Below are 13,203 nucleotides of genomic sequence, written 5' to 3'. Positions count from 1 at the left end.
ACTTATTGATTTGCAAATAAAAACCAATTTGGCATAGAAGTTGACTGTTATCTCTTAACTTAATCTAAACAAGGAAAAAAGTTATGGGATACGAAGTTGATTTTCTCGGTGTGGGTGATGAATCCAAAAGTGGGGATGCAATTGCGATCCGCTTCGGCAATCTCCATGGCGGCCGGGACGAGCAGACCGTGGTAGTGATCGACGGAGGCTTCAAAGATACGGGGGCGGCGCTGGTGGCGCATATCAAGGAGCATTTCGGCACGGATCAGGTGGATATTGTGATCAATACCCACCCAGATCAGGACCATATTAACGGTCTGGAGACGGTGTTGGATGAGCTGGATGTGAAAGAGTTGTGGATTCACCAGCCCTGGGAACACAACCAGGGGCTGGCCCAACACTTCAAAGATGGCCGGGTGAGCGATTGCAGCCTTGGCGAGCGCTTAAAACAAAACCTGGAAAAGGCTTGGTCACTGGTTCAACTTGCCGAGTCAAAGGGGGTGGTTATTCGCGAGCCCTTTACCGGCGAGCAGGATACCAGCGGCACACTGAAGGTCTTGGGCCCGTCCCTCGAATATTACGAATCCCTAATCCCCGATTTTGAAGGTATGCCGGAACGGGCCTCCATAACCGAAGCAGTACAGAGTATTTTTGATAAGGCTGTGGCCGCGCTCAAACGCTTCTTCGCGACCTGGGGTGATGACCAGATTGATGACGAGGGCGTAACGTCCGCGAAAAATAATTCCAGCGTGATCACCCAGCTGGTTATCGATGGACGAAGGTTACTGTTTACCGGGGATGCAGGGATTCAGGCGCTTGAAATGGCGGCTGACCAAGTGGACGGTTGCACAAGTGGTGCCGAACTCAAGTTGATGCAGATACCCCATCACGGCAGCAAGCGGAATGTCGGTACCACGGTTTTGAACCGCTTGATTGGCGAACCGGTAATACAGGGAGAGTCTCGCGGCATTACCGCTATTGCCTCAACCGCAAAAGAGGGCGAGCCTAAACACCCGAGAAAGGCGGTGATGAATGCGTTTACTCATCGCGGGGTAGGCGTCTTGGCAACCCGTGGCAATGCCATTCTCGTTAACCATGATGCACCGCAGCGAGAGGGCTGGGCATACCTTGAGCCGGAGCCCTATCACTTCGAGTACGAAGATGAGGAGGCTTAAGCATGGCTAGCCTTTCTCTGAAAACGCAAAATAGTGCTCCGCTGGCTCTACTGGTATTACTTCAGTTGTTAGCAGTGCACTGCTTAAATTCCGCGTCATTCGATATCAATCTACTGACCTCAATCCAGAAGGCCGGCGGGGTGATGCTGGCCGTTGGCGCTTTGGCTGGGTGGCTAAGTTATTTACTGCCCGTAAGCCTGAAGAATACCCTGGTATTCCTACGCCTGCGGGATGTGCTGCCCGGCCATCGTTTTATTCAGCTGTCGGAAGCCGACCCGCGTATAGATACTCAGTTACTCAAAGAAAAAGTGCCGGGCTATGAACCCCTCTCTTCGGATCACAAGGGGCAAAATAGTTATTGGTATCGAGAGTTTTATCGACCTGTAGCTGACCAGCATGAGGTGACTTCTACGCACAAGTCCTATTTGCTCTACCGGGACGCCGCAACGGTTTCACTGTTGTGCGCCGCAATTTTTGTATTGGCAAAGCTGCTACTAACTGAATCGATGTCTGCGTTTGAGTTAGGTTCCGGCGCGGTGTTCCCGCTGGCCGCTTTGGGTTTTGCTCTGGCTGCCGGTAATGCTGGGCGCAGGTTGGTGACAACGACAGTGGCGATTAGTATGGCCAAAGCTGCAGTAGCTTCAGATCAGGTAACGGCTTCCAGCTAGACCACTTTATATCTATCGATATTAGGGACGTTTCCCCTGTTTGTGCCGTCTCTAAGTATCTGGCGGTCATTGAGGAAGCGCTTCCAATCCGGTGCGCTTTCTTGTGAGCCGGAAAAGTGCGCAGATTAATCTGAATATGGTACATATAGGGGATAGGAATACAGAAACGTCCTTGTGTTTTAGGAGATAGGACCAGCATGGAGCACAGCAAATACGACATTATTGGCGATATTCATGGTCACGGTAGCGCATTGATTGAGTTACTCGATGTTCTGGGTTATCGGGAAACAAGCAGTGGTTTTGCTCACCCAGAGCGAACAGTCATCTTTCTTGGAGACTTTATCGACCGCGGTGAGCACCTGGTGGAGCACCGCAAACTCCTAAAGATAGTTATGAGCATGGTAAATAATGGTCATGCCGCAGCGATTATGGGTAATCACGAGTTTAACGCCCTGGCTTATCACACCCAAGTCAATGGCAAGCCCCTGCGCCCACATACCGATAAAAATACTAAACAACACCAGGCTTTTTTGAATGAGTACCCGGATAACGATCCAGAGAAATCTCAGGTATTGGATTTCTTCAGGTCATTGCCTCTGTGGCTTGATCTGGGCCCTTTGCGAGCGGTGCATGCTTGCTGGGATGAGGAGAAAGTCAATTTTTTAGCATCGAGAACCGATAACGGCAGGTTAACGTCTGAGCTTTTGGTGGAAGCTGGCTCCCCGGGCTGTGACGCCTTCAAAGCGGTGGAAACTCTGCTCAAAGGTTATGAAGTTGAACTACCTCAAAATGTAAGTTTTCTGGATAAGGATGGTAATCGCCGCTCTGCCGTCCGCGTTCAATGGTGGAACGCTTCTGCAAAAGTGCTGGGTGAGATAGCGTTACCACGTGGTGTTGATATCGGTTCCGCCGCTAGCTTGCCAGTGCCTAGGGGTATTCCTTATTACCCTAAAGCAGATAAGCTCTGCTTTATCGGTCACTATTGGCTGAAAGGTGTGCCCGCACCTTTAACTGATAATGTTGCTTGTCTCGACTATTCCGTCGCAGGGAATGGCAAACTCGTTGCTTATCGATTTGATGGCGAACAGGTATTGAGTAAAGACAAGTTTGTGTTCGTAGCGTAGATACTGGCTGACTGAAGTTTACATTACTGGGTTATCCATCTTTGAGCTGTCAAAAACAAGAAAGTTTAATCTAGTGAAGTTGCCATAGTTCTCGTCAGTGAATGATTAGTCTTCACGTGTGTCTTCATGGTTAACAGATTGAGCAGTCCCCCCGTTCTTAATGGCAAATAAGCCGAGGGCGGGATCTTCTCGGCTTATTGATGAGCGTCTATATCTAATTCTAGTGTTAACGGATGTGAGAGCTTGTTTATGCAAGCTGGGCGATACGCGCATTTGCAGCCGCCAATGCTTTTTCTTTGGCATCATCTCCCGTTGCTAGTCCTTCCGTGTATATGAACTCGATATTGGTTATTCCCACAAAACCGAGGAGTTGGCGGAGAAACGCGCTCTGTGAATGCTCGTTACCGTAGTATCCACCTCGCGCGATAAAGATAATTGTCTTCTTGTCTTTCAGTAGTCCCTCAGGCCCATTAGGCGTATAGCGGAAAGTAACCCCCGCTCGGGCAATATGGTCAAAATAGGTGTGCAGGGTAGAAGGGATGTTGAAGTTGTACATGGGAACACCAAAGACCAGCACATCTGCAGAGGAAATTTCTTCAATCAGTTTGTCTGAATACTCCACGATGTCCTGTTGTTCAGGGCTTCGTTGCTCTGCCGGAGTAGTGAAAGCTTGAAAGCGATCAAGGGTCAGGTGGGGGATTGGTTCCGCTACCAGATCACGCTCGGTCACTTCGCCGCTTGGGTTTTTTGCTTTCCAGCTCTTTACATACTTTGTAGCCAGCTGGGAAGTTTGGCCACCGGATTGGAACATACTGGACTGGATGCTGAGTAGCTTTGCCATGTTTGGCCCCTCGTAAGTTGATTGGATTGGGTGCCATTTAACCATCGCTTTATTAGATTAAAAATTAGAGATAAGCCGATAAACTTATCGATTTATTAGAATGATTGCGGTCTGCCTGTACGAGCTAGCAAAGAAGTCCCAAGTCTCCTGACTATTGGGTCCCTGAGTGTCAGAAGGTCCTTGAGTGTCGGTGCTGAGGGAGGAGTAAACGTAGGCTTTAGGGGGCACACAAGTCAGCCGTATGGAAGTTATGCTGAACTAATACAGCTGAACCGTGATAAAGAAGTTACCCCTGGAGTTGATCAGAACTAATCCTGTCTAATGAATTTTTATCCGTAGTAGCTATCGAATAAGCGCCAACAGAGTCTAGCCTTCAACTAAAGGCTTCAATATCTCTTCGTACATAATGGACTGGATGGTTTGCCCCGTTGTACTGGCCCAATCTGTAGCAAGCTCTGCCATTAGTTGATTTGTAGTGGTAATGCCTACACCAGCGTTCCTCATTCGTTCGATGGAAATTTCATCTGCGATCTGGGTTGGAGAACCACCACCATCTGCCACAACTTGTACCTCGTAGCCATCCTCTACAGCACTGATAGCGGGATAAACAATACACACATCGTTAGTTAGGCCTGCCATTATCAGTTTTTTCCTGCCTGTAGCCTCTACGGCAGATTTGAATGGCTCAAATGTCCAGGCATCTACTACCCCTGGCCGCTTAATCCTTTGGGCATGAGCTTCGGGAGCTATCTTTTCGAGGTCGTCAAAGAGAGGGCCCTGAAAGTGGTCTTCTTGACTGGTTGTGAATAGCAGCGGCATACCTGTTTTGACCGCGGTACGCGCTAAGGCACGTACATTTGCCAGTAGGTGTGCATGGCTGATATTGCGTGCAAGTTTGACAGTCCCCACTTGATGATCAATCAAAAGCATCGCGGCACTATCCGTTGTGAAGAGGTTTTTCATAAACCTTCCCCTATTCTTTGTTAGTTTAATCTCTTTGGTTATCCAGGAAAGCTTCAGACTGATAGAGAGCAATAAAAGAATATATTGCTCGAATAAATTCCTGTTTTAATTCTCAATCCCTGGGTTCCCTTTCACTATAAATGCTAAGAGCTTAAGCTATGGTTAAACAAACCTGTGGCACTAGTTATTGAATTCTCCGCCTTTTCCTTGAGATTAAGATAGGCGCCAAATAAAAACGATTTATTGATCAGTCTGTCCTGGGATGATCAACAGTAGTAAGAAAATTGGCCTTCAAACTCTATTGGACTAACCCATGATGAAACTCTACGCCATGCCGGGGACCTGCGCTCTAGCGCCTAATATCGCTTCAGTTTGGGCTAACTTGCCCGTTGAGTTAGTAAATCTTGAGAGGGGAGAGCATCAATCAGACGCTTATCTGAAAGTGAACCCGAAGGGGCAGGTTCCCGCTTTATTGTTTGATGATGGCCAGGTTTTAACCGAAGCTTTGGCGATTCTTTTGTATATTGCTTCCTTATCCGAGGTCCCTGAGCTGATACCCCGTGGACCTATGGAATGGGCAAGGCAGGCTGAAGCGCTTTCCTATATGAGCTCTGAGGTTCACTCGGATTTCGGCCCCCACTTTGTACCTGAAAGATTTGCTTCATTTCCAGAAGCGAAAGAAGATGTTCAGCAACATACCTATAGAAAGTTAGAAGCGCACTTTCGTAGGCTCGACACCTCTTTCAAGGAGGCCGGAGGGGATGGCCTTCTTGGGCGCCGAACGGTGGTCGATGCTTATCTATTCGTCCTGTGCCGTTGGATGGATTCAACCCCCCTCGATCTCTCTTCGTTTCCCTCTCTTGCTGAATTTCGCAGCCGCCTAGAGAGCGAGGAGGCTGTGATCCGCGCACTCAAGCGCCAAAAAATGACTGTTTAAGAGATCTCGACTAATACGGTTTGCTTGAACTATTTGCTTGAACTAATAGGGGGTCATTCGGGGGTCATATTGCCTGCGGCATTCATGCCATGTTGTCCCGCTTACCAAAGCTAATCCGTTGATTAGCTTTTATCGTTTTCTTTTGCCTCGAGCTCCTTGGTTTTCTCGAACCAGAAGTTGTAGAAATCTTCTGTGACTAGTTGCTCGATATTCGTTGCTTCTTCCCTCGGGCAAAATACAGTCACAGTGATCACATCGTGACCCAGCTCGTTACTAGTGATGCACACTTTTGCATCCGGCCCAGCAAGCTCTACGCCCATACGGTTTTCAATGAGCTTGCAGTAACGTTCGGCAACCTCGCGAAAGGACTCGCAGTGTTCCTTTAGGCGTTCCGCAATAAAGTTTTTGGCTTCAAAGGGATTTACTTTTCCGCTTTCGCGAGTGATCGAGAAAGAGTGCTCGATATAGCGACGCTTGAAATTCAAGTTCTTTACTGGCTGGGTAAAGAAAGCATTGTTAGGGATATAGAGCGTGGTGCCGGTATATCCGTTGCCCAACCCGTGAGGATCAATCTCTAACAGTGTGGTGCTCAACCAATCACTGTCGGTAACTTCACCAAACTGATCGCCCACTTTGACCCAGTCCCCTACGGTAAAGGAGCGCATATTGGCCTGATAAAGCCCCCCAACCAGACACTGAACAACTTCCCGCAGGGCCAATACGATAGCGACCGAGAAGGCGGCAATCGATAGGGCAAACTCGCGCAATTCGGTGATCCAGACAGCAATAACACCTATGACCAATAACAGGTTGCCCAGGTTATGCACGGTATTGATACGGCGGCGCTTGTCTGCCTTTGCCCAGCCACTGCGGACAATGGCTAGCGTGGCGAATCCTCGCAGTAATAAGATAACTACGATGACACAAAAGGTGATAAAAAGTTTGCTCTCGAGAATGTGTTGCAGTAACTCGGGTTTCATTCGAAGGGGATTACCTCGTTGTTGTTATATGCAACAACCTCCTCTGGCTATTGCCCGGCAAGCATAGCTGATGGGTATTGGGCCGAGGGGGGTGTGGCGGGGGTATAAAAGAAGGGCGCAATGTATCTTCTTGCGCCCCCACTTGTAAATATGTTCAGGGAAAAAGCGATAGAATGGGCTAGTTAGACCCTTGCCCTGTATCGCAAATTCCTTATGCAGCACCTACTAGCGGTAATCTGGGTTGGGAAAATCGGGCTTGCAGCCCGCATCCCAGGCGGAGCGCTGGTTGCCATGGGCGGGGATTCCGCCAGCGTCCTTCAGGATTCGCGCCAGGTGTAAAAGATTCCAGGTCATAAAAGAGGTGTTGCGGTTGGTAAAGTCGTTTTCTGGCCCACCCGATCCAGGGTCTAAATAGGAAGGGCCGGGGCCGGCTTCACCAACCCAGCCGGCATCTGCTTGAGGTGGTATCACATAACCCAGGTGTTGCAGGGAATAGAGAATATTCATCGCGCAATGTTTAGCGCCATCTTCATTACCAGTGATCAGGCAACCACCGACTTTGCCGTAATAGGCATACTGTCCCTGATCATTTAGGTCTGATGAATTGGCGTAGAGGCGCTCTATTGTTTGGGTGCTGATTGAGGATTTTTCACCAAGCCAAATGGGGGTTGTGATCACGAGGATATCTGCCTCGCTAACCTGGCGATAGATATTGGGCCAGTCATCATTTTCCCAGCCGTGCTCAGTCATGTCTGGATAAACGCCGAAGGCGATATCATGGTCTACCGGTCTTAGAACACTTACCGCAACGCGATTTCTCTCCATAATCTCACGGGAAATATTGATCAGTCCATCTGTATGGGAGAGTTCTGGTGTTGGCTTGAGGGTACAGTTAAGGAATAGGGCTTTCAGATCTGAGAAGTCCCAATGGCTGGATTCACAGTCCTTGATTTGCTGCTTGTTCAGGGGCATCTCTGATCTCCTTTTCACTGCGCAGTATTGAATCTGCGCCAAGATGTGAATACAGGTATAGCAGCCAGAAAATAAAATACTTTATCAATAGGGTCTAAAGATGTGCAGTTTGAAGATACCGTGAAATTGGCGGCTACCCGTGACAAAGGTAAGGCTGCCACTGGTTAGGTTACATGTGTTTCAATGGTTGATCGCAATGATAATGGGGGGGAGGGCTGATAGGTTGTTTCAGGTTTGTTGGTTGAATTTGGATCTGGCGTATCTCCTACAATAAGAGACTGAAAATTTCACGAGCCCACTGAATTAATCCGCTACTTTATTTACTTGTAGCTAGCTAATGATAATCAGAGGTGCACTATGAAGGCGAAACCATATCTTATATCTAAATTACTGCCTGCGTCCGTGGTATTGGCAGCACTTTATTCAGGTCAATTAAGCGCAAACCCTGACGCAAACAACTCAATCGATGGCACCTGGTGTGCGGTCGATGGGGAATCATTCATTTTATATGAAAGCAAAAAAGATGCTTTGAATGTTGGCAAAGATATATTTTGCCGAACTTTTAAAGTCCTAAAGAAAACTAAAACGGGAGGCGGCGGCCGGTTCATTGATAACTTCAAAAAGCCAGCCGATCTTAAGCAAAAGTTAAGTGGTGTCGAAGAGACAAAAGATGGGGCCACTGTTGGCAAGGATATCGGCATATTTGCCTTTTCAAATACCGGCGATACCACTCGTATAGTGACCGTTGATGTCTCAGATGAAAGTGTGGGCAACTTTACGCTCGACAGCAGCGGGAAAATGCATGGGTTTATCGAGGAGGTAACCTCTGATGCCCATGTTCATGAGGCTCATGTTGGTGTTTTGTCCTTTAAGAGGACTCCAGGTCCTATCCCAGCAGTATTTGATAAAGAGTGGCAGTCGGTCTTCGATGCGACACACAAAAAAACAGCAACAAGACCTGGCATCCCGCCCAAAGGAAAGAGTGACGCTGCACGAAGACTCCCGGGAGACGTGAAAAGTACCCAAGAGCAATAGCGTTGTGCCTTAAAGAAGCTCCGCCATCTTCTTCATCAAGATGGCGGAGGCGTTTTCGGTAAACTGCTGCCCCTCTTCAATATATTCCCATACCGTGGCATCGCTTTTCCAACCACCTTGCTTCTTAATAAGCTCGAAGCCCACCTTTTCCCGAGCCGCGGATGTGGACAGGCCACGGCGAAAGCTGTGGCTACTTAGTTCGCCGACAAAGTCGAAATCACAGGCGGCGCCCAAGTTCTTAAGTAGGTCATTGACTGCTGCAGGATTAAGTTGTCGGTCTTGAACTGTATCCCAACGATTCACAGCCCGGAACACGGGCCCACGTTCAATGTTGGCAACTTTAAGCCAGGTTTGAAGCGCTGTTACGGGGCAGGCCTTAGGTGTACCAAAGGGCAGGGCGCGCATCATGCCTTCACCACTTTGGTCAGTTTTTGACTTGGGGAGCCTTACGATTACGCCCTCATCCTCCCAGATCAGGTTTTCCACCTGAATCGCTACCAGCTCACTTCGCCGGAAAGCGCCAAAGAACCCAACCAAGATCAGTGCAAGATCGCGGGCGCTTTTCCTGCTTGAAGGTTGGTTGCGCAAATGTCGAGTCATGGTGGCAATGTGCTGAAGACCGAGGGCCTTCGATTTTTGCTTGGGCTTGCCGTGGGTGCGACGGACACCACGCATCGTTTTCTGCACGAGCGGATCTGTTATGGGATTGAGCATCCCCTGGTATTGGTGCCACTGGCCGATAGCGGTGAGATGAAGATCCAGGGTTCGAGGGTTGAGCTCCTCTGCACGGCCCAGGATATACCGAACCAGAGTGCTGCCATCTGTCGGTAGCCGCCCGCCCCATTTTTCAAACTGGCGAATCGCTGAACGGTAGGCCCTGCGGGTGTTATCGGAAGTGGCTGCGCTCAGGTACTTCTGAATGTCCTCATCGGTTAGGAGTTCGCCGCCAGCGCCAAGCGTACTGAGGGGGTGGGAGTTAGCGTGCTTTTTGGTGGGTTGAGGAGTGTGATTTTTCATGATGCCTGAATCGCTAGAGAAGACCCTGCCTGTACTGGAGGTACGTTATTTGGAGCATCCTACAAGATTATAACCTTTGATAATAGTCATTATCGAAGGTTAGATGGGTGCATTTTAAAAATGGAAATAAAATAAATATAATGTAATATTACGTATTATGTAATTTATAACGAAATAATCTGAGGCAAGACTTATGGCGCGCACAGGGGTCACTTATCTGGATATTGTCCAGGCAGCGAAGGCGATTAAGGCTCGCGGAGAGGAGCCAACGGTTGATCGTGTTCGGGCCCAGCTGGGAACGGGTAGTAAGAGCACCATTGCCCCCTTGCTTAAGCGGTGGCGAAGTGAATCTGCGAGTGATACTGATGTGAATGGACTCCCGAAGGATCTGGTCGATGCCCTAAAGGAGCTACATCAGAGAATCCAGGGAGCGGCAAATCAACAAATAGAGGAAGTGCAACAGGAGTTTCAGGTACAAGAAAAGGAAATCACCTCGCAATTGGAAGAATCGCGAAGTACCGCCAGCCAGCAAGCTGCCAGGATCCGGGAGTTGGAACAAAAGCTCTCCATCACAGAAACCGAAAAGCGCAAACTTAAACAGTCACTGGAGGAAACACGGGTCGCCCTGGAGAAGAGTGACTACCAGAGGCAGGAGGCCCTAGAGCGCATTGCCGAGCAAAAGGCGGCAATTGAGGAGATCAAGCAGGAGAATAGAGATGTTCGCGAGCACTTTGAGCATTTCCAGCAGCGCACAGCGAACGACCGCCAGCATGAGCGGGACCAATTCCGCGCTAGCTCTGAGCAGATGAAGGGCCAGATTGCGGTACTCAATGAGCAGCTAGCCCTCTCCGAGCGCAGGTTCAATGAGCAGGAGCTGCTTTATAAGCAAGGGCAGGCATTGATTGTTGAGCTCAACCGGGAAAAGCAACAACTCAGCGAGCAAGTCGGGGTTGCCAGCACTGAAGCGGCCAACCTGAGGCAACAAGCGGAAATGCAGGGTGGTGAACTGAAAGATAAGCAGGCTGAGATTGCCAGTTTGCGTGAGCGAGTCTCACAACTTCAGAGCGAAAGCTCTGCGACTCGAAGGGAAGTCCACTTACAACAGAGCGCCCTGGAAAAATTGGAGTCGGAATTAGCGGCTTCACAAAACCGCCTGGAACAAGTCACGGATGAGAATCGCATACTTATCCAAGAGAAAGCTATGATCCAAGGCCAATTTACTCAATTGGAGAGCTCATTAAAATCCTAAGCTGAGAATGCACTGGGTTCGCTATACTTCTCGGTGAGGCTCCGTTTGAATGATTGATATGAGCTCTCATGCTTTCCTGATAGGCCTGCTAAACTCGGCGGCTTTACTGTTGCAACCTGTGGAGCCGCAAGTAGAGCTCACGCAGCGTAGCTATTTGCCAGTAACTGGCAAGCAGCGATAGCACACAGAATCCACTACGCAAGCAATCTAACCTGCAATGGCTGCCTAAAAGATAGGCAGCTAAACTTACTGGCAGGCCAGTCAGTATCTGATCAATTTCAGCTACTTTAGTCACTCGCTTTTAGCCTAGCGCGCAAAGCAGGCCCACCTGCAACCAGCCTCTAAAGCTTTTTGAGTATCCCGGAGAGAAGTATTGGCAGGGAACTTTAAGCAGATCATCGACAAGCCGACTTTTTTTGGTGCGCTTAGCTTGCTTCTGATGGTTACTCTGCCGCTCATTATTTATCCGAAGCTTGGTACCAAATGGGTGCTGAACGCAAAGAACTTTGTAACGGATGATCTGGGAGTGTTTTATCTATTGCTAGGGGTTGGGGCATTGCTTTTTATGACCTACATCATTTTTAGCGATATAGGTCAAATCAAACTTGGAAAACCTGAGGAAGAACCGGAGTTCAGTACGCTCTCCTGGGCTTCAATGCTTTTCTGCACTGGAATTGGAGCCTCCATTTTATATTGGTCCATGGTGGAGTGGATTTATTATTACCAAACCCCACCCTTTGAGGTAAAGGGAAATACTCCAGAAGCTGCACGTTGGGCAATGGCCTATGGAATATTTCACTGGGGTCCAATTGCCTGGTCTATTTATCTTATTCCAGCTCTTCCTATCGCCTATTTTTATTATGTCAGGCATCGCAATGTATTAAAGATCAGCGAGGCTCTTATGCCCATTCTGGGCGAACAAAGGGCCAAAGGATCCATCGGCAAACTAATAGATGTGTGTTTTGTATTTGGCATGTTGGGCGGTGGGGCTACGACACTGGGCATTGCCGCACCATTAATCTCAGAAGGTGCCCATGAGCTACTTGGTGTCCCTACAGGTATCACGACACAAATTTTTATTTTGATGCTCTGTACCTCGATTTTTGCCTGTAGCGTGTATGCTGGATTGAAAAAGGGAATACAAACACTCTCTAATCTCAATATGTGGCTTTCTATTCTTTTGTTGGCCTTTGTATTTATTGTGGGTCCAACATTATTTATGTTAAGTGCGGGATTGGATTCTCTGGGTAGAATGCTAAACGATATTCTTCATATGGCTACTTGGATGGAGCCTTTTGGCCGCTTTAAGGAGTTTCCGCAAACCTATGTTCCTCAAGACTGGACTATCTTTTACTGGGCCTGGTGGCTGGTGTTTGCGCCAAGTGTAGGTTTGTTTATTGCCCGTATATCCCGGGGAAGAACAATAAAAGCAATGGTTGTCGGTGCAATATTTTATGGTACTTTGGGGTGCTTTCTATTTTTCTTGATTCTGGGCAACTATGGTGTCTATTTGCAGTTTTCTGGTGAGTTAGATGTTGTGCAATCACTTAACCAGCAAGGTGTAACGGCAACTATATTCGCCATCTTAAAAACACTACCGCTTAGCAAGCTGGTGATATTCACTTTTACTCTACTTGCGATAATTTTTACGGCCACAACATTTGATTCTATATCCTATATTTTGGCTGCTGTTGTACAAAAAGAAATAGTTGGAGAGCCCGCTCGCTGGAACCGGCTTTTCTGGGCATTTGCACTATCTGTAATGCCCATCACTTTACTATTCCTCGGTGGGCTGGAGGCATTGCAAACGGCAAGTATTATAGGTGGTGTCCCCTTGTTGTTTGTGGCGGTATTGCTTTGCATGTCGATCGTTAAGGCAGCACAGTACGATTTACGTTACCAGCCCAACTATGAAGAAAAGGAGATCTATATAGAGGATTTGCCTGAGGATGACCCTTGGAGCGAGGAGGGTGATTGGGGGGCGCCCGGTGACTCTATAAACGATAAAAAGACTTCCAATAAAGAGAGATCATAAGTACGGCTACCTTTATATATCTCTTCTTTATATCTCTTCCATATATCTTTCCAAGATACTACTTGACTGAGCTTATAGTGTCACCACATTCAGGGTAAGCGGTGAGTGTACCCTTTAATGCCCTTAATCTTCCTTTCTAGTCCATGCCAAATAACGATATAGTTTGCTGACTGTTAAATAGATTATCCGCTCTATACAGCTTGACAT

12 protein-coding genes are annotated in these 13,203 nt (G+C 48.2%); 7 read left to right on the top strand and 5 right to left on the bottom strand.

What is annotated here, in order from left to right; genetic code table 11:
• Positions 1-83 precede the first annotated feature (83 nt).
• The 3 genes from ACJJID_RS07545 to ACJJID_RS07535 all read left to right on the top strand — a co-directional run bounded on the left by ACJJID_RS07545 (position 84) and on the right by ACJJID_RS07535 (position 2,967).
• The gene (locus ACJJID_RS07545) at positions 84-1,175 is read left to right on the top strand and encodes a ComEC/Rec2 family competence protein (protein ID WP_444922171.1); all 1,092 of its coding nucleotides are present in this window, start codon (positions 84-86) and stop codon (positions 1,173-1,175) included.
• Between the two features lie 2 nt (positions 1,176-1,177).
• On the top strand, positions 1,178-1,843 hold the full coding sequence (locus ACJJID_RS07540) for a hypothetical protein (protein ID WP_444922170.1): 666 nt from the start codon (positions 1,178-1,180) through the stop codon (positions 1,841-1,843).
• A 197-nt stretch (positions 1,844-2,040) separates the two neighbouring features.
• Positions 2,041-2,967, top strand: a complete 927-nt coding sequence (locus ACJJID_RS07535; RefSeq protein WP_444922169.1) for a metallophosphoesterase — start codon at positions 2,041-2,043, stop codon at positions 2,965-2,967.
• Between the two features lie 247 nt (positions 2,968-3,214).
• On the opposite strand, the gene ACJJID_RS07530 is transcribed toward ACJJID_RS07535, so the two are convergent.
• Entirely contained in the window at positions 3,215-3,808 is a 594-nt protein-coding gene (locus tag ACJJID_RS07530) for an FMN-dependent NADH-azoreductase (RefSeq protein WP_444922168.1), read from the bottom strand.
• A gap of 366 nt (positions 3,809-4,174) precedes the next feature.
• Positions 4,175-4,771, bottom strand: coding sequence for an isochorismatase family protein (locus tag ACJJID_RS07525; RefSeq protein ID WP_444922167.1), 597 nt, complete (start codon positions 4,769-4,771; stop codon positions 4,175-4,177).
• 313 nt (positions 4,772-5,084) lie between these two features.
• Between ACJJID_RS07525 and ACJJID_RS07520 the strand changes: the two genes are divergently transcribed.
• Positions 5,085-5,708: a glutathione S-transferase N-terminal domain-containing protein gene (locus tag ACJJID_RS07520; protein ID WP_444922166.1), complete on the top strand. Its 624-nt coding sequence runs from the start codon at positions 5,085-5,087 to the stop codon at positions 5,706-5,708.
• A 122-nt stretch (positions 5,709-5,830) separates the two neighbouring features.
• On the opposite strand, the gene ACJJID_RS07515 is transcribed toward ACJJID_RS07520, so the two are convergent.
• On the bottom strand, positions 5,831-6,688 hold the full coding sequence (locus ACJJID_RS07515; protein WP_444922165.1) for a mechanosensitive ion channel family protein: 858 nt from the start codon (positions 6,686-6,688) through the stop codon (positions 5,831-5,833).
• 225 nt (positions 6,689-6,913) lie between these two features.
• On the bottom strand, positions 6,914-7,660 hold the full coding sequence (locus ACJJID_RS07510) for a flavodoxin family protein (protein ID WP_444922164.1): 747 nt from the start codon (positions 7,658-7,660) through the stop codon (positions 6,914-6,916).
• A gap of 357 nt (positions 7,661-8,017) precedes the next feature.
• Between ACJJID_RS07510 and ACJJID_RS07505 the strand changes: the two genes are divergently transcribed.
• Positions 8,018-8,695 (top strand): hypothetical protein, encoded by a 678-nt coding sequence (locus ACJJID_RS07505; protein ID WP_444922163.1) that lies wholly within the window; start codon positions 8,018-8,020, stop codon positions 8,693-8,695.
• Between the two features lie 9 nt (positions 8,696-8,704).
• On the opposite strand, the gene ACJJID_RS07500 is transcribed toward ACJJID_RS07505, so the two are convergent.
• Entirely contained in the window at positions 8,705-9,712 is a 1,008-nt protein-coding gene (locus ACJJID_RS07500; protein ID WP_444922162.1) for a site-specific integrase, read from the bottom strand.
• Between the two features lie 193 nt (positions 9,713-9,905).
• Between ACJJID_RS07500 and ACJJID_RS07495 the strand changes: the two genes are divergently transcribed.
• The gene (locus ACJJID_RS07495; RefSeq protein WP_444922161.1) at positions 9,906-10,961 is read left to right on the top strand and encodes a DNA-binding protein; all 1,056 of its coding nucleotides are present in this window, start codon (positions 9,906-9,908) and stop codon (positions 10,959-10,961) included.
• 373 nt (positions 10,962-11,334) lie between these two features.
• Positions 11,335-12,996, top strand: a complete 1,662-nt coding sequence (locus ACJJID_RS07490; RefSeq protein WP_444922160.1) for a BCCT family transporter — start codon at positions 11,335-11,337, stop codon at positions 12,994-12,996.
• Positions 12,997-13,203 lie beyond the last annotated feature (207 nt).

The organism is Microbulbifer sp. CnH-101-G (assembly GCF_052466775.1).
The sequence above is the reverse complement of the archived record's forward strand: the minus strand, read 5'-3'. Positions and strand labels throughout refer to the sequence as shown.

What these genes read in the sequence shown, in the direction of transcription:
- ACJJID_RS07500 (WP_444922162.1), bottom strand. Translation starts at nt 9,712, where the DNA reads ATGAAAAATCACACTCCTCAACCCACCAAAAAGCACGCTAACTCCCAC.
- ACJJID_RS07545 (WP_444922171.1), top strand. Translation starts at nt 84, where the DNA reads ATGGGATACGAAGTTGATTTTCTCGGTGTGGGTGATGAATCCAAAAGT.
- ACJJID_RS07510 (WP_444922164.1), bottom strand. Translation starts at nt 7,660, where the DNA reads ATGCCCCTGAACAAGCAGCAAATCAAGGACTGTGAATCCAGCCATTGG.
- ACJJID_RS07525 (WP_444922167.1), bottom strand. Translation starts at nt 4,771, where the DNA reads ATGAAAAACCTCTTCACAACGGATAGTGCCGCGATGCTTTTGATTGAT.
- ACJJID_RS07530 (WP_444922168.1), bottom strand. Translation starts at nt 3,808, where the DNA reads ATGGCAAAGCTACTCAGCATCCAGTCCAGTATGTTCCAATCCGGTGGC.
- ACJJID_RS07505 (WP_444922163.1), top strand. Translation starts at nt 8,018, where the DNA reads ATGAAGGCGAAACCATATCTTATATCTAAATTACTGCCTGCGTCCGTG.
- ACJJID_RS07495 (WP_444922161.1), top strand. Translation starts at nt 9,906, where the DNA reads ATGGCGCGCACAGGGGTCACTTATCTGGATATTGTCCAGGCAGCGAAG.
- ACJJID_RS07540 (WP_444922170.1), top strand. Translation starts at nt 1,178, where the DNA reads ATGGCTAGCCTTTCTCTGAAAACGCAAAATAGTGCTCCGCTGGCTCTA.
- ACJJID_RS07520 (WP_444922166.1), top strand. Translation starts at nt 5,085, where the DNA reads ATGATGAAACTCTACGCCATGCCGGGGACCTGCGCTCTAGCGCCTAAT.
- ACJJID_RS07535 (WP_444922169.1), top strand. Translation starts at nt 2,041, where the DNA reads ATGGAGCACAGCAAATACGACATTATTGGCGATATTCATGGTCACGGT.
- ACJJID_RS07515 (WP_444922165.1), bottom strand. Translation starts at nt 6,688, where the DNA reads ATGAAACCCGAGTTACTGCAACACATTCTCGAGAGCAAACTTTTTATC.